This is a genomic window from Bacillus sp. M6-12 (assembly GCF_002860285.1).
Taxonomy (GTDB): Bacteria; Bacillota; Bacilli; order Bacillales; family DSM-1321; genus Peribacillus.
Window position 1 is genome coordinate 1 of record NZ_PGVF01000010.1, and the last position, 14,926, is coordinate 14,926.

Annotated in this window: 17 protein-coding genes, 1 tRNA gene and 1 pseudogene; 13 read left to right on the plus strand and 6 right to left on the minus strand. The window is 41.1% G+C overall.

The annotated features are described in order from the left end of the window. Positions 1-180: 180 nt before the first annotated feature. The 5 genes from CVD28_RS13155 (at position 181) to tsaD (ending at position 3,227) form a co-directional block, all read left to right on the plus strand. A tRNA-Met gene (locus CVD28_RS13155) sits at positions 181-254 on the plus strand. 327 nt (positions 255-581) lie between these two features. Next, the gene (tsaE, locus tag CVD28_RS13160) at positions 582-1,037 is read left to right on the plus strand and encodes a tRNA (adenosine(37)-N6)-threonylcarbamoyltransferase complex ATPase subunit type 1 TsaE (protein ID WP_101592864.1); all 456 of its coding nucleotides are present in this window, start codon (positions 582-584) and stop codon (positions 1,035-1,037) included. Continuing rightward, positions 1,034-1,726: a tRNA (adenosine(37)-N6)-threonylcarbamoyltransferase complex dimerization subunit type 1 TsaB gene (gene tsaB, locus CVD28_RS13165; RefSeq protein ID WP_101592836.1), complete on the plus strand. Its 693-nt coding sequence runs from the start codon at positions 1,034-1,036 to the stop codon at positions 1,724-1,726. Before tsaE ends, tsaB begins: the two co-directional genes overlap by 4 nt. Before the next feature lie 32 nt (positions 1,727-1,758). After that, complete coding sequence (gene rimI, locus CVD28_RS13170) at positions 1,759-2,208, plus strand: ribosomal protein S18-alanine N-acetyltransferase (protein ID WP_101592865.1); 450 nt, start codon at positions 1,759-1,761, stop codon at positions 2,206-2,208. Next, positions 2,208-3,227, plus strand: a complete 1,020-nt coding sequence (gene tsaD, locus CVD28_RS13175) for a tRNA (adenosine(37)-N6)-threonylcarbamoyltransferase complex transferase subunit TsaD (protein WP_101592866.1) — start codon at positions 2,208-2,210, stop codon at positions 3,225-3,227. Before rimI ends, tsaD begins: the two co-directional genes overlap by 1 nt. 323 nt (positions 3,228-3,550) lie before the next feature. Here the strand turns inward: tsaD and CVD28_RS13180 are convergent, their stop codons facing one another. Next, positions 3,551-5,482, minus strand: coding sequence for an ABC-F family ATP-binding cassette domain-containing protein (locus CVD28_RS13180; protein ID WP_101592837.1), 1,932 nt, complete (start codon positions 5,480-5,482; stop codon positions 3,551-3,553). A gap of 143 nt (positions 5,483-5,625) precedes the next feature. Between CVD28_RS13180 and moaC the strand changes: the two genes are divergently transcribed. Together moaC and CVD28_RS13190 are read left to right on the plus strand one after the other, a co-directional pair. Then, complete coding sequence (moaC, locus tag CVD28_RS13185) at positions 5,626-6,135, plus strand: cyclic pyranopterin monophosphate synthase MoaC (protein ID WP_101592838.1); 510 nt, start codon at positions 5,626-5,628, stop codon at positions 6,133-6,135. Between the two features lie 37 nt (positions 6,136-6,172). Continuing rightward, positions 6,173-6,859: a redox-sensing transcriptional repressor Rex gene (locus CVD28_RS13190; RefSeq protein ID WP_101592839.1), complete on the plus strand. Its 687-nt coding sequence runs from the start codon at positions 6,173-6,175 to the stop codon at positions 6,857-6,859. Positions 6,860-7,192: 333 nt separating this feature from the next. On the opposite strand, the gene CVD28_RS13195 is transcribed toward CVD28_RS13190, so the two are convergent. Then, on the minus strand, positions 7,193-7,393 hold the full coding sequence (locus CVD28_RS13195; RefSeq protein WP_101592840.1) for a YdiK family protein: 201 nt from the start codon (positions 7,391-7,393) through the stop codon (positions 7,193-7,195). Then, positions 7,390-8,124: a CPBP family intramembrane glutamic endopeptidase gene (locus tag CVD28_RS13200; protein WP_101592841.1), complete on the minus strand. Its 735-nt coding sequence runs from the start codon at positions 8,122-8,124 to the stop codon at positions 7,390-7,392. The genes CVD28_RS13195 and CVD28_RS13200 overlap by 4 nt, the downstream gene beginning before the upstream one ends. 339 nt (positions 8,125-8,463) lie before the next feature. On the opposite strand from CVD28_RS13200, the gene groES reads away from it, so the two are divergent. Beyond that, the gene (gene groES, locus CVD28_RS13205; protein ID WP_101592842.1) at positions 8,464-8,748 is read left to right on the plus strand and encodes a co-chaperone GroES; all 285 of its coding nucleotides are present in this window, start codon (positions 8,464-8,466) and stop codon (positions 8,746-8,748) included. 70 nt (positions 8,749-8,818) lie between these two features. Next, a complete protein-coding gene (groL, locus tag CVD28_RS13210) occupies positions 8,819-10,453 on the plus strand; it encodes a chaperonin GroEL (RefSeq protein ID WP_101592843.1) in 1,635 nt (544 codons plus the stop codon). A 282-nt stretch (positions 10,454-10,735) separates the two neighbouring features. On the opposite strand, the pseudogene CVD28_RS13215 reads toward groL, so the two are convergent. Continuing rightward, positions 10,736-11,100: pseudogene (locus CVD28_RS13215) on the minus strand (helix-turn-helix domain-containing protein); the annotation flags it as partial. Between CVD28_RS13215 and CVD28_RS13220 the strand changes: the two are divergent. From CVD28_RS13220 to CVD28_RS13235, 3 genes are all read left to right on the plus strand, one after another. Then, the gene (locus CVD28_RS13220) at positions 11,072-11,311 is read left to right on the plus strand and encodes an Atu4866 domain-containing protein (protein WP_101592867.1); all 240 of its coding nucleotides are present in this window, start codon (positions 11,072-11,074) and stop codon (positions 11,309-11,311) included. The pseudogene CVD28_RS13215 and the gene CVD28_RS13220 overlap by 29 nt on opposite strands. 448 nt (positions 11,312-11,759) lie before the next feature. After that, a complete protein-coding gene (locus tag CVD28_RS13230) occupies positions 11,760-12,125 on the plus strand; it encodes a winged helix-turn-helix transcriptional regulator (RefSeq protein WP_101592844.1) in 366 nt (121 codons plus the stop codon). A 59-nt stretch (positions 12,126-12,184) separates the two neighbouring features. After that, positions 12,185-12,400, plus strand: coding sequence for a hypothetical protein (locus tag CVD28_RS13235; protein WP_142384776.1), 216 nt, complete (start codon positions 12,185-12,187; stop codon positions 12,398-12,400). A 169-nt stretch (positions 12,401-12,569) separates the two neighbouring features. Here the strand turns inward: CVD28_RS13235 and hxlB are convergent, their stop codons facing one another. Then, positions 12,570-13,127 carry a 6-phospho-3-hexuloisomerase gene (gene hxlB / locus CVD28_RS13240; protein ID WP_101592846.1) on the minus strand — a complete coding sequence of 186 codons (558 nt, stop codon included), beginning with the start codon at positions 13,125-13,127 and terminating at the stop codon, positions 12,570-12,572. 8 nt (positions 13,128-13,135) lie between these two features. Next, entirely contained in the window at positions 13,136-13,768 is a 633-nt protein-coding gene (gene hxlA / locus CVD28_RS13245) for a 3-hexulose-6-phosphate synthase (RefSeq protein WP_101592847.1), read from the minus strand. Positions 13,769-13,983: 215 nt separating this feature from the next. Here hxlA and CVD28_RS13250 point away from each other — a divergent pair, with 215 nt between their 5' ends. Next, positions 13,984-14,349 (plus strand): winged helix-turn-helix transcriptional regulator, encoded by a 366-nt coding sequence (locus CVD28_RS13250; protein ID WP_101592848.1) that lies wholly within the window; start codon positions 13,984-13,986, stop codon positions 14,347-14,349. Positions 14,350-14,926: the final 577 nt, after the last annotated feature.

The following is a 14,926-nucleotide window of genomic DNA, read 5'->3' on the forward strand; positions in this document are numbered from 1 at the left end:
AGTAGGACGTTGCCAGGCATAAATTATATTTATTATCGTCGCGGGGTGGAGCAACGGGCAATGCTTCATCGAATCTGCTGCGAGTTGTACCGATCGAACCGCTGCTTGAATAAGCTTCAGAGAATCGGGACAGTCCAAGAAAGACATAGCTCATAAACCAAATAAATTTGTTATTATCGTCGCGGGGTGGAGCAGTCTGGTAGCTCGTCGGGCTCATAACCCGAAGGTCGCAGGTTCAAATCCTGTCCCCGCAATCAGCAAGAGGTGGAACGAGGTTCCGCCTCTTTTTTGTATATAAATAACATCTATTTGATGAATATAGGCTTTATTATATAGGCTCTATTATAAATGTGGTGGTCAAGGCAGTTGTAAAAAGGCCAAATAAAATAACAGGGATCTCTTTAAGAACTCAAGCATTACCGAGATACTCAGGAAACTTCATCTATGCATTCTATCATTTGGTATAGTTTGTTTATCATCCTGAAAAAGAGTAAACTACATATATGGATATTCTCCCTTAGGATTTACTTTTTCCTAAGGTTTTTTAAATAAAAATTAGGTTATTAATAATGGGTGATACAATGAATGACTTTGAGATTATTTGCCATGGCGAAGAGGAAACAAGGGGTTTTGCAGCCAGACTGGCTGATAAGCTGGTTCCGGGCGATGTCATTGCCCTGGAGGGAGACTTGGGAGCGGGTAAAACGACTTTTACAAAAGGGCTGGCAAGCGGATTGGGCATTAAACGAAATGTAAACAGTCCCACCTTTACGATTATTAAGGAATATCAGGGGAAGATGCCGCTTTATCATATGGATGTTTATCGGGTGTCTGATGAAGATGAGGACCTGGGGTTTGATGAATACTTTGAGGGTGAAGGAGTTACCGTTATCGAATGGGCTCACCTTATTGAAGAACAGCTGCCTGAGAGCCTATTAACCATTTTTCTTTACCGGCATGATAATGATTCGAGAAGGATTGTTTTAAAGCCGTCAGGGGAAAGATATGTGAAGTTATGTAAGGAGTTTTTTGAATGAAAGCATTAGCTATTGATACTTCTACTTATACGCTTGGTGTTGCCGTTGTTGATGGTGGAAAGGTTCTTGGGGAATTGATGACCAATCTTACAAAAAACCATTCGGTCCGGGTAATGCCTGCAGTAGAAAACCTTATGAAAGAATGTGGAATTAGGCCTTCTGAGCTTGAAAAAATCATTGTAGCCAGCGGTCCCGGTTCCTATACTGGAGTCCGCATTGGTGTCACTATTGCGAAGACACTTGCGTGGACACTGAATATTCCATTAGCCGGCGTATCAAGTTTAGAAGTGCTTGCGGCGAATGGGAGATATTTTGATGGAATGGTTTCCCCTCTTTTTGATGCGAGAAGGGGACAGGTATATACTGGTTTATATTCGTTTCAAAATGGTTATCCAGCCGTGGAAATGCAGGATACAAACATTTTGGCATCAGATTGGGCAAGCAGGCTAAAGGAACTTGATCGGCCCATTTTATTCTGTGGAAATGATGTAAACATTCATAACGAAACCTTAATTAATATCTTGGGAAATCAGGCTTTCTTTTTGCCGGACCATCTTGGGAACCCTAGACCTAGTGAACTGGCTTACATTGGGCTCAAAAAAGAGCCTGTTAACACCCATACATTCGTCCCAAATTATATTCGCCTGGCTGAAGCAGAAGCTAAATGGCTTGAACAGCAGGGGCGCTAAATTTGGAAAATATGAGGAAAGAAAATCATTCGATGGGTAATACGATGTCGTTTCGCTTTATGACTGAGGAGGATATTGACCAGATCCTTGTAGTAGAAAGAAAGTCATTTACCCTTCCATGGAGCCGGGAAGCCTTTTATAATGAACTGCATCATAACCAATATGCAGTCTACATCGTATTAGAAGAAGATGGTGTTATTATTGGCTATTGCGGTGCCTGGATTGTCATAGACGAAGCGCATATTACTAATATTGCAGTGCTGCCGGAGTATAGGGGACGAAGGCTTGGGGAAGCATTGCTGAGAAAAATGATGGAAATAGCAAAAGGAATGAATGTAATTACTATGACGCTTGAAGTCAGAGTAACAAATATTGTTGCTCAATCCCTTTATGAGAAACTAGGATTTCAAAGGGGAGGCATCCGGAAAAATTATTATACGGATAACCAGGAAGATGCTATGGTAATGTGGGTGAATATATAGTGAAAACAGACCAAATAATTTTAGGAATTGAAACAAGCTGTGACGAGACCGCTGCAGCTATTATTAAAAATGGGCGGGAAATAGTCAGCAATGTAGTGGCTTCACAGATCGAAAGCCATAAACGATTTGGAGGAGTAGTCCCGGAAATTGCGTCCCGGCATCATGTGGAGCAAATTACCCTTGTTGTTGAGGAAGCGCTGAAGCAGGCGGATGTACAATATGAAGATATCGATGCCATAGCCGTAACCGAAGGACCGGGATTAGTAGGTGCCCTGCTGATCGGAGTCAATGCCGCAAAAGCGATCGCTTTTGCCCATGGCATACCGTTAATTGGTGTTCATCATATTGCAGGCCATATTTATGCTAACCGGCTGATTAAGGAAATGAAGTTTCCGCTTCTTTCCCTGGTTGTTTCAGGAGGCCATACTGAGCTTGTTTTAATGGAGGAGCGTGGATCATTTAAGGTTATCGGAGAAACGAGGGACGATGCTGCGGGTGAGGCTTATGATAAAGTAGCGCGGACATTGAATCTTCCATATCCGGGTGGGCCGCATATTGACCGGCTTGCTCAAGAAGGCCAGCCTTCTATTAAACTGCCCAGAGCCTGGCTGGAAGAGGGATCATATGATTTTAGCTTTAGCGGCTTAAAATCGGCTGTAATCAATACGCTTCACAATGCTGAACAGCGAGGAGAAACGATTGCTCCTGAGGATTTGGCAGCGAGTTTTCAAAGCAGTGTAATTGAAGTATTAACCGCAAAGACCGTTCAGGCCGCAAAACAATATGAGGTAAAACAAGTATTATTGGCTGGAGGTGTTGCGGCCAATAAAGGACTTCGCCAGGCTTTAACCGAACAATTCGGCGAGATGGAGAATGTCGAGCTCATTATCCCTCCGCTAAGTCTTTGTACTGATAATGCTGCAATGATTGCTGCGGCTGGCAGTGTACTTTTTGAAAAAGGAAAAAGATCAGGCATGGACTTGAACGGAAATCCGGGATTGGATCTGGAAAGTCAATAAAGCACAGAATATTTAGAAGCCAGTAGCCTTCCCATGCAAAAGGGAAGGCTTTTTTAATCACTATAAAATGACAGAAAATTTTGTGGATAACTTATAGAGTTTGATTCGAATGAAATGTGCATAACTAATTTTTATGTTGATAAGTAATGTTTTTCTTGTGGATAATGTGGAAAAGTCGTTAGAAAGTTAGTAATTCAAGACACTAAGTGTGGATAAAAACGTGGATAAGGGGGTATTTGCTGTGAATAAAATTATTTTAAAAAAGTAGTAAAAAAGGACTGGTTTGATAGCCAGTCCATAGTTAGTTATCATATTACTAGCATTTATTCCGCAGCCATTTCCTCTAGTTCAGTCCATTCTTCAATAAGCTGATCAAGCTGAAGCTGGGATTTTTCCAAATCGGCGTTAATTTCCAGCACTTTTTCATGATTTTGAAAAATTTCGGGCTTACAGAGGAGGTCATTCCATTCTTTAATGGTGACTTCCAAATTTTCCATTTCTGTTTCGATTTCTTCTAATCGGCGCTTTCGCTGTCGTTCCTTCTTCTTCGCTTCTTTATCAATTTTAAAGGTACTTTTATCCTCGACTTGCTGAACAGCTGAAGGGTTAAGCTGCTTTTCAAGCTCCAGAAGTTCAGCCTGTTCTTGTTTTTTCATCAGATAATAGTCATAATCGCCCAGGAATTCTTCAGCTCCGTTGCCGGAAAGCTCAACCACCTTTGTGGCAATGCGGTTAATAAAATAACGGTCATGCGATACAAAAAGGATGGTGCCCGGGTAATCGATTAAGGCGTTTTCCAGAACAATTTTACTGTCGAGGTCCAAATGGTTTGTAGGCTCGTCCAGAATTAAAAAATTACCCTTTTCCAGCATCATTTTTGCGAGAGCGAGCCTGGCCTTTTCACCGCCGCTTAATGCTGAAACAGTTTTTAGCACATCATCTCCTGAAAACAGGAAGTTACCAAGCACTGTCCGGATCTCTTTCTCCGGCTTTAAAGGATGCTCGTCCCATAATTCATTTAGAACTCTTTTATTTGATTCAAGCTTTGCCTGTTCCTGATCATAATAGCTAACCATTACATTGGTTCCGAATTTGAAGCCGCCATCCAAGGAAGGCAAAAAATTCATCAGAGTTTTTAATAGAGTTGATTTTCCCACTCCATTTGGTCCAACAAGGGCAATACTATCACCCTTTGTAATTCTCATGGCGAGATTGCGTGATACAGGCTGGCTGTTATATCCGATTGTGAGGCCATTAATATTTAGGACTTCATTACCGCTTTGCTTTTCTATTTCAAATGAAAAGGAAGCTGACTTCTCATCGCCCTGGGGCCTGTCCATTATCTGGATTTTATCCAATTGCTTCTGCCTGCTTTGGGCCCGTTTAGTAGTTGAGGCCCGGGCAATATTTTTTTGGACAAAATCACGAAGCTTTTCAATTTCTTCCTGCTGTTTCTCGAATTGCTTCATGTCTCGTTCATAGTCCTCTGCTTTCCTCTCCAGATAGCGGCTATAGTTTCCTGGATACTTCTTAATGTTATGCCGGGAAAGCTCATAAACCTGATTGACTACTTTATCAAGGAAATAACGGTCATGGGAGACAATTAAAACGGCTCCGTGGTATCCCTGCAGATATTGTTCGAGCCATGAAAGAGTTTCGATATCCAGGTGGTTCGTAGGTTCATCCAGAATCAGAATATCCGGCTTGGTCAGCAATAGCTTACCAAGGGCAAGCCTAGTCTTTTGGCCGCCGCTTAAGGAGGAGATCAGGGTAGCTGGAGGATATTCAGCAAACTGCAGACCGTGTAAAACCGAGCGGATATCTGCTTCATATTGATAACCGCCATTCTCCTTGAAGCTTACTTGAAGCTCATCATATTCCTTTAGGATTCGGTTGTAGCGCTCCTCGTTTTCAAAAACCGAGGGATCCGCCATCGACATTTCCAGACGTCGTAACTCTTGTTCCTGGGAGATGAGCAGGGAAAAAACAGTCAGCATTTCCTCCCAAATAGTTAGTTCGGATTCAAGGCCTGTGTTTTGGGCAAGATAGCCAATCGAAACCCCTTTTGGCTTCATGATTTCGCCGCCATCATGGGAAAGCTGGCCGGCAATAATCTTTAAAAGGGTGGATTTTCCGGCTCCATTGCGGCCGACTAAGGCAACCCTGTCCCGATTTTGTACTTCCAATTTTATATTGGATAAAATAAGCTCAGCGCCATAGTATTTTGATAAAGAATTTATTTGTAAAAGAATCATTATTTTCACCTCAGGTCACGATAATTATAGTGTAACATGGATTTCATTCATTATCAGCATAGACGGCCCTTATGTGAAAAACGATACAAACTTACACACAAACAGGGAAAAATAGTGTATTATCAGAGTAAGAGGTGTTTATGATGGCTGAATTTACACATTTTAATGAGCAAGGCAGGGCTAAGATGGTGGACGTGAGCCACAAACCCGAAACAGTCCGCACCGCCAGTGCACGGTCAAGTATTTTGCTGACCGGAGAAATCTATGAAAAAATTACAAACCAAACCATGAAAAAAGGCGATGTGCTTGCCGTTGCTCAAGTAGCAGGAATCATGGCTTGTAAAAATACATCTTCTATCATTCCGATGTGCCATCCCATACCGATTCAAGGAATAAATATTTCGTTTGACTGGGAGAAAGAGGATAATGGCTACAGGCTGAACATAACTGCTTCAGCGAAAACCAAAGGGAGCACCGGTATTGAAATGGAAGCGCTAACAGCGGCTTCAGCTGCAGCGCTGACTGTTTATGATATGTGTAAGGCCGTAGATAAAGCAATGATTATCGGGCCAACTTATTTGCTTGAAAAAACAGGCGGGGTATCAAGTCCTGATTATAAACGACAAGTAAAAGAGAGCGAACAAATAGAGTAAAGATTATAAAGATATTAGGAATTGTGAGGGGAGAAATATGAGCCAGGAACAAATAAAAATACCTCAGGCGACAGCCAAGAGACTTCCTTTATACTATCGTTTCCTGAAAAACTTGCATTCGTCAGGAAAGCAAAGAGTGTCATCTGCTGAACTAAGTGAAGCGGTTAAGGTAGATTCGGCCACAATCAGAAGGGACTTTTCGTATTTTGGAGCTCTAGGGAAAAAGGGATATGGGTATAACGTAAACTATTTGCTCTCTTTTTTCAGAAAGACATTGGACCAGGATGAATTAACAAAAGTGGCCCTGATAGGTGTAGGTAATTTAGGTACTGCTTTTTTGAACTATAATTTTTTGAAAAACAACAACACCAAGATTGAACTAGCTTTTGACGTAGATGAGCAAAAGGTTGGAACTATAATAGGCGACGTGCCTGTTTATCATATGGATGAAATTGAGGAAAGATTGCATGAGTCCGATATCTCAGTAGCTATCCTGACTGTTCCTGCTGCGGTGGCGCAGCCGATTACAGACCGCCTCGTTCAGTCGCATATAAAGGGAATCCTTAACTTCACGCCGGCACGCCTAAATGTGCCTCAGAAGATCAGGATCCATCATATTGATCTGGCAGTAGAACTCCAGTCACTTGTTTATTTCTTAAAGCATTACCCGATCATGGAAGAGGATCAACAGCACATACTGGCTGAAAATGAACTTTTACGATAAAAGGAAAAAGACAGGGCCCGCTTATGGAAGCAGGCCCTGTTTTTCATATAAGAATAAGAAATAGCTTTTTTAAACCAGTACATATGTCTGGCCAGGGAGCTTGCGTTCTTCTTGCAAGGTAAGAAAGTATAACTTTTTTAACAAGTACAGATGTCTAGCTTCAGCGCCCAGCCCCGACGCACAGGACGTGCTAGTGCCGGCGGCGCCACAGGACGTGGCGTTCTAAGCCGGCCTCGAGTGTTGTAACCAAGTGCCGTGACAACCTTGGTCATAAGCCAATCACTTCGGAAGGCAGAAAGCGCCTTCCGCTTGCGCTTTTCTTTCGAAAACTTATTATTTTTTCTTAACAGATGCAATTTTCCTGTGGAGCAGGATCATGCGGATGCCAGACCCGAAATCCATGGTAGCAAGCAGGACGAGGAAATAAGAGAAAAATCCCCAACCTGACCTATTTACATTTTGGATGGCGAGCAAAACAAATAAAGTCCCCAGAACTAAGTACATAATTCCTGATGTTAGGGGTGAACGTTTCATATAAACCCTCCAATAAAGCTTTGTACCTTTTCCATATCATTCATCATCTTTTCTATATCGTCCTTAAATGTAAGCTGAATGAGCACAACGACTGTATTCATCGTTACGTGGGCAAAAATCGGTACTAAAATCCGTTTTGTTTTTACATAAAGAAATGCAAAGGTAAAGCCCATGGCCGAATATAAGATAATATGGACCAGCTCAAAATGGGCAATTCCAAAAATGATGGAACTGAGCAACGCTGAAATAAAGAAGTTAAATCGTTTATAAAGCTCTCCAAAAATAATCTTTCTGAAAATGATTTCTTCCAGTATAGGACCGACAATCGAAGTGACGACCATGACGAGTGGCACTTGCTCAATCAGGGAGACGATTTGCTGGGTATTTTCCGAACCCGGTTTGATTCCCAGAGCTAATTCTATGGCTCCAGCAGCATACTGAGAGAAGAAAGCAAGGAATACACCCCCGATAGCCCAAAGGACGGCTGAAGAAATGGGAACCCCATTCCTTTTATCAATGGTTTCTTTCATTTCCCTGCGAAGTAACAGCAGAACTATTGAAATCGTGATGAAGAAGCTGATGACTATCCAGTACGCCCCTGATTTCACCTGAAGTTCTTTAGCCGGGATATCTGTAAACGAACCTATAAGCATAAACAGCGGGTAGGCTATTAAGCTGGACAAATGCATGCCAACATAAGCGATAATAATAATCCAGTACTCTCTTTTCAAAGATGGAGTCTCCTTTTTCTAATTAATCGAGCGCTATTTATGGGAAAAAGTGTGCAGATAAAATAAGCGGGATAAACATCATTAATTAATCCCATACTTGTAAAGGTTATCAAATGTCAGCCTGAAACTCCATTCCTACATACTGAATCTCCGTTATTTTTAGTAAAAAACCCTGCCATTTAAGTATTCCCTAACACTTTCGGAAAAAGAGCGAAAATTTTTTATCAAGATACTTGCAAAACTTGGATGAATTATTTAATATAATAATTGGTGTTAGCACTCGACGGTGATGAGTGCTAATAAATGAAAATTTACACACATATGAGGAGGTCGTTTCACTTGTTAAAACCATTAGGTGATCGCGTAATTATTCAACTAGTTGAATCCGAAGAAAAAACTGCAAGCGGTATTGTATTGCCGGACACTGCAAAAGAAAAGCCGCAAGAAGGCAAGATTGTAGCTGTTGGTACAGGACGTGTGCTTGACAATGGTGAGCGTGTTGCTTTAGAGGTTTCAGAAGGCGATACTATTATCTTCTCAAAATATGCTGGTACTGAAGTGAAATATGAAGGCAGTGAATACTTAATTTTACGTGAAAGCGACATTTTAGCCATTATCGGCTAAGCTTTCAATTCAAACATACTTAACAGAACACCAAAAAAACTAAAAAGATTTCAGGGAGGTTGCACATACAATGGCAAAAGATATTAAGTTTAGTGAAGAAGCACGCCGCTCTATGCTTCGCGGTGTAGATGCCCTTGCAAATGCAGTAAAAGTAACTCTTGGACCAAAAGGACGCAATGTGGTTCTTGAGAAGAAATTCGGTTCTCCGCTAATCACAAACGACGGCGTAACAATCGCTAAGGAAATCGAATTAGAAGACGCATTCGAAAACATGGGTGCTAAGCTTGTAGCTGAAGTAGCAAGCAAAACGAACGATGTAGCTGGTGACGGTACAACTACGGCTACAGTTCTCGCACAGGCTATGATTCGTGAAGGACTTAAAAACGTAACAGCTGGCGCAAACCCAATGGGAATCCGCAAAGGTATTGAAAAAGCTGTTGCTGTAAGCTTGGAAGAATTAAGAGCTATCTCCAAGCCAATCGAAGGCAAAGCTTCTATCGCTCAAGTTGCGGCTATCTCTGCAGCTGACGAAGAAGTTGGCCAATTGATCGCTGAAGCTATGGAACGCGTTGGCAACGACGGCGTAATCACAATCGAAGAATCAAAAGGCTTCACAACTGAATTGGACGTAGTAGAAGGTATGCAGTTCGACCGCGGATATGCATCTCCTTACATGGTTACTGATTCAGACAAAATGGAAGCTGTTCTTGACAACCCATACATTCTAATTACTGACAAGAAGATCTCCAGCATCCAGGAAATCCTGCCTGTACTTGAGCAAGTTGTCCAGCAAGGCAAGCCGCTATTATTGATTGCAGAAGATGTTGAAGGGGAAGCTCTTGCAACATTAGTTGTGAACAAACTTCGCGGAACATTCAATGCAGTTGCTGTTAAAGCTCCTGGCTTCGGTGACCGCCGTAAAGCTATGCTTGAAGATATCGCTGCATTAACAGGCGGAGAAGTGATTACAGAGGAAGTAGGTCTTGACCTTAAATCCGCTACAATCAGCTCTCTTGGCCGTGCTTCTAAAATTGTTGTATCTAAAGAAAACACAACAATCGTTGAAGGTGCAGGAGAAGCAGACAAAATCGCTGCCCGCGTTAACCAAATCCGTGTACAAATGGAAGAAACAACTTCTGAATTTGACCGTGAAAAATTACAAGAGCGCCTGGCTAAATTAGCTGGAGGTGTAGCAGTAATCAAAGTTGGAGCTGCAACTGAAACTGAACTTAAAGAGCGCAAGCTTCGCATTGAAGATGCTCTTAACTCAACTCGTGCAGCTGTTGAAGAAGGTATCGTAGCCGGTGGTGGTACTGCCCTTCTTAACATCTACAATAAAGTTGCTGCTATCCAGGCTGAAGGCGACGAAGCTACTGGTGTTAACATCGTTCTTCGTGCAATTGAAGAGCCAGTTCGCCAAATCGCACACAACGCAGGCCTTGAAGGCTCTGTAATCGTTGAGCGCTTAAAGCGTGAAGAAGTCGGCACAGGCTTCAACGCTGCTACTGGCCAGTGGGTGAACATGATTGAATCTGGTATCGTGGATCCTACTAAGGTTACTCGCTCTGCACTTCAAAATGCAGCATCTGTTGCAGCTATGTTCCTGACTACTGAAGCAGTAGTTGCTGACAAGCCAGAACCAGCTGGTGCAGGCGGAGGAATGCCTGACATGGGCGGAATGGGCGGAATGGGCGGCATGATGTAATAAACATCATAAAGCCTTAATATATAGGGGGGGTTAAGTGGGTATAATTGCTCATACTTTTACTCATAGTAAGCAAAAAATGCTCACTTTTTTCACAAAACCCATCTTATCAGAGAAGGTCTTTCATCAGTTCACTGAACTGGTGGGAGGCCTTTTCTTCATTGTTGGCAGTGTATGAGCAGAAACATCATAGTTCCATTAATGCTGAATGTCTTGAATTCTCCTTAATCTCCTATACTGCTACACCTGCTTCAATCAAAAGGGACAAGTGAAGAGTTATGATTAACCAAAGCGTTTTATATCGCTGAAAGGAGGCAGACCGAACAATCGAGCATATTCACGACTGAATTGAGAAGGACTCTCATATCCAACTTGAATGCAGCATTTGCAGCGTCCTCTGTCTCAGAAAGCATGAGGCGACGAGCCTCTTGTAACCTTAATTGTTTTTGATATTGCAAAGGACTCAATCCCGTAACTTGTTTAAAATAATGATGCAAGATGAAGAACTCATGCTGCGCATGACTACCGATCATTGCTGTCTGTTTTACAGAGTCACCTTGTTCATCTTGTAGAATTCGGTATAGAATTTCACGGATCACTAAATGTGCGAGTACGGGAATATCCTCTGGTGCATCTAAAAGAATAACGAAAGACGGATACATCCGTCATGAACTCCTGCCTAACTACCGATACAATGAGGCTCGCGGAAACAGAAAAAGTGCTTATCAAGGAAGTTACACAATTACAGGCAATCATATCGATTATGTAGATGATACTGGTTTTACTGCAGATGGTGATTTTCGACATGGAATTTTTTATCATGCAGGAATGGTTTTCTATCGAGAAGAAAAGAAGTAACTCATAATCTGAATATGCGTATTTGGCATCTAAACAAGAGGAAGGGTTACAGCTGCATTTTTAATGTCAATGCTTTTTTGCTTTTTCAGCCATAGAAACTAAGCTTTTTGTTTTCCCGGAACCGGATCCGAGGATTCATATATCCATCTTTTTCAAATCGAAATGCTCTCCACTTCTGTAACCATTACAATTGCTTGTGGAATGTTGACTAAATCTTATGCTAAATGTAATTCCATCTATACTTCTCCCAAATCATTTTTTTGTTTAACAGCATTGAAAATGCCCGGCTCCCCACTTTAGGTCTCCCGGAAAGTGTATCCAAGGTCCTAACTTTCTTACAGATGCCAGTTAACTGGATATGTTAAATAATTGGAAGTACGTACTTTATTTTACGTAGTGTCGAAAAGTATACTATATGTTATAATATATGGTCGTGGAGGTGAAACAAATGGCACGTATGCATGACAAAACATTTAACTGTGAAAAAGAATTGACCCTTTCGGTTATTGGCGGGAAGTGGAAAATGCTTATTTTATGGCATTTAGGCAAAGAAGGGACCAAGCGGTTTGGCGAATTAAAAGCCCTTATGCCGGGTATTACGCAAAGAATGCTGGTGAATCAGCTGCGGGAGCTGGAAGATGATTTTATTGTAAAACGTCAAGTATACCCAGTTGTTCCGCCAAAAGTAGAGTATTCACTCACTGAAGAAGGACATACTTTGCTCCCGATTCTGGATTCTATGTACAAGTGGGGAAAAAACTATATGGAAAATGTGATTGGCACTCCAGCAAATAAAAGTGCGTCTATTAAATAGCAATCCTTCCAACTAAAGACTACAAGTAGACGTAATAGTCAAGACTTGTGGTCTTTTTTGTGAAGTGGCTAAGGGGAACGTACCCTATCACCTTGTTATTGGAAATCGGCTATATCAAACGTTCAAGCTATTATAAATGGAAAGCAACTCAGCCACAATGTGAAGAAAAGGCTAGGCAGGAACAGGATTTACGGGAACAACACAATGACCAAACGAACTCAAAACAAACTAAAAAACGCGCGCCAATTGAATATCGGCACGCGCTAACTGAATAGTTTTTTTACATTGTCTACTTGATGGGAACAAGACCATTATTATTTTAAAGTGTCTTTTTATTTTACATCTACGTTGACTCGCTGGTGCCTTCTCAGAATGAACCTTATCATTAGTTGTTTAGATAGCCCGAAAACAAATGGTGTTAATTTGGATAAATGGTTTACTCCTTTATTCCAAATTGGCATGTTTGCCGTACATCGTATTGGTATCTAAGCCTTTTTTGTCCATGAACCTCAGGATCACAGCATCGTAAAAAAGTAAGAGAGTTTGCTCAAAAAGAGAGCCCATCGGCTGGATTGTTTTATAGTCGCCTTCTGACTGGTCTTTGGGTGAGCCAGGCAATTTTATTGCGATATCCGCTAATTTCCCGATGGTGGATTCAGGAAATATTGTTGCTGTTGCAATAGTCCCACCGATGTTTTTTGCATTCGCAGCCATGGAGACCAAACTTTTTGTTTCTCCTGAACCTGATCCGATGATCAAAATATCATCTTTTTCAAAGTTAGGGGTTACGGTTTCGCCAATCACATAAGCATCTATCCCCATGTGCATCATTCGCATTGCAAAGGATTTACCCATAAGCCCAGATCTTCCTGCACCAGCTACAAAGACCTTCTCTGATTCAAGAATCCCGTTAACCAGTTTTTCAGCTTCTTCGTCAGCTATTAAGTTTACTGTACGATTAAGTTCTTTTATGATTTCAGCTAAATATTGAGTAGTCTGCATGATTGGTATTAGCCTTGTTTAACCAATTTTTGCATTTGGGCAGCTGCACCTTTAATATCAGCTTGTCCAGTGATACCGCCACCAACAATGACAAGGTCAGGTTGTGCTTTTATGACTTCCGGAAGTGTTTCTAATTTAATGCCGCCTGCAACTGCAGTTTTTGCATTTTTAACAACACGTTTAATGGTTTGAAGGTCTTCAAAAGAATTTTTCCCAACTGCCTGGAGATCGTATCCAGTGTGTACACAGATGTAGTCAACGCCAAACGCATCCACTTCTTGAGCACGAGTTTCAAGATCCTTCACAGCGATCATATCAACAAGGATTTTTTTGCCTTGTTTTTTAGCTTCTTCAACAGCACCTTTGATTGACATATCTTCAGCTGCACCAAGGATAGTGATGATATCAGCGCCAGCTTCAGATGCCTTCATGACTTCATATCCGGCTGCATCCATAATTTTTAGGTCTGCTAACACTTTTAATGAAGGGAAAGCTTCTTTCATTTCTTTTACTGCTCTAAGACCTTCATTAATAACAACCGGCGTTCCGATTTCTACGATATCAATATGCTCTTCCACTTCTTTCACCAGTTCAATTGCTTGTGGAATGTTAACTAAATCTAACGCTAATTGTAATTCCATCTATACTTCACTCCTGATAGTTTTTTTGTATAACAGTATTAATAATGCCCAATTCCCCAAATTAGGTCTCAGGCAAGTATAACCAAGGTTCTCCTTTAACCATGTTACAGATGCCATTTTACTGGGTGTGTTAAATTATTGGAAGTACGCACTTTATTTTTACATAGTGATAAAAAGTATACTATTGGCTATAATACAAGTCGGAGGTGATATGAATGTCAAGGATACAGGATAAAACATTTAACTGTGAAAAGGAATTGACCCTTTCTATTATTGGCGGTAAATGGAAGATGCTTATTTTGTGGCACCTCGGCAAGGAAGGGACCCAGCGTTTTGGTGAACTGAAGACTCTCATGCCGGGCATTACCCAAAGAATGCTTGTTAACCAGCTTCGCGAGCTGGAAGAAGATCTGATTGTTCATCGCGAAGTTTATCCAGTTGTACCTCCGAAAGTGGAGTATTCACTCACAGAACAAGGTAAAAGCCTGATGCCGATTCTTGATTCTATGTATAATTGGGGTAAAAACTATATGGAGAATGTCGTTGGCAACCAGGCAGAAAGAAAAGAGGCTATCAAGTAGAAAAACAATCCCTTCTTTTAGGATTCGCAATAACGGTAAGAGCCTACAAATGGAAGTTTCACTTTATCTCGTATCGATACGCATTAAACAAGATTGGAGAAAAAATACAACATTCATTAAAGGAATCAGTAACTAAAAAGCCAAGGGCAGCGATTTTTGTATAGTCGCTGCCCTTGGCTTTTTTACTCTTGGTATGGGAGCAAGTTCACATTCCTAACAATAGTGTTATTTTTTATACTATGTTATATCAATGTAACTATATGTTAATAAAGTGCGTACTTACAAAAAAAAAACATAGGTAATATACTAATTTGGCTCAAGTAATTGTTAGATCAGGGGATACTACAAGTGAAAAATAGCTCATTAGAATATAGTGGTAATCCAATAAAATATAGCAACACGCTTTTATTAATTTTTGCTTGCATGCTGTTTTGCTTTAACAAAACATATGCGAGAGGAGAGATTCCTGTCCACAATGTGGTCATGCTCAATTAAGAGATATCATTATTATCGTACAGGTTGGGAGAGTGAAACGACACTTACATTCAAAAGTAGGATAAGGCATTAGTGAAAATCC

Excerpts from the sequence above, each read along its gene's own strand:
- tsaE (WP_101592864.1), top strand. The coding sequence starts at position 582 with ATGAATGACTTTGAGATTATTTGCCATGGCGAAGAGGAAACAAGGGGT.
- tsaB (WP_101592836.1), top strand. The coding sequence starts at position 1,034 with ATGAAAGCATTAGCTATTGATACTTCTACTTATACGCTTGGTGTTGCC.
- rimI (WP_101592865.1), top strand. The coding sequence starts at position 1,759 with ATGGGTAATACGATGTCGTTTCGCTTTATGACTGAGGAGGATATTGAC.
- CVD28_RS13180 (WP_101592837.1), bottom strand. The coding sequence starts at position 5,482 with ATGATTCTTTTACAAATAAATTCTTTATCAAAATACTATGGCGCTGAG.
- moaC (WP_101592838.1), top strand. The coding sequence starts at position 5,626 with ATGGCTGAATTTACACATTTTAATGAGCAAGGCAGGGCTAAGATGGTG.
- CVD28_RS13190 (WP_101592839.1), top strand. The coding sequence starts at position 6,173 with ATGAGCCAGGAACAAATAAAAATACCTCAGGCGACAGCCAAGAGACTT.
- CVD28_RS13195 (WP_101592840.1), bottom strand. The coding sequence starts at position 7,393 with ATGAAACGTTCACCCCTAACATCAGGAATTATGTACTTAGTTCTGGGG.
- groL (WP_101592843.1), top strand. The coding sequence starts at position 8,819 with ATGGCAAAAGATATTAAGTTTAGTGAAGAAGCACGCCGCTCTATGCTT.
- CVD28_RS13230 (WP_101592844.1), top strand. The coding sequence starts at position 11,760 with ATGGCACGTATGCATGACAAAACATTTAACTGTGAAAAAGAATTGACC.
- hxlB (WP_101592846.1), bottom strand. The coding sequence starts at position 13,127 with ATGCAGACTACTCAATATTTAGCTGAAATCATAAAAGAACTTAATCGT.
- hxlA (WP_101592847.1), bottom strand. The coding sequence starts at position 13,768 with ATGGAATTACAATTAGCGTTAGATTTAGTTAACATTCCACAAGCAATT.
- CVD28_RS13250 (WP_101592848.1), top strand. The coding sequence starts at position 13,984 with ATGTCAAGGATACAGGATAAAACATTTAACTGTGAAAAGGAATTGACC.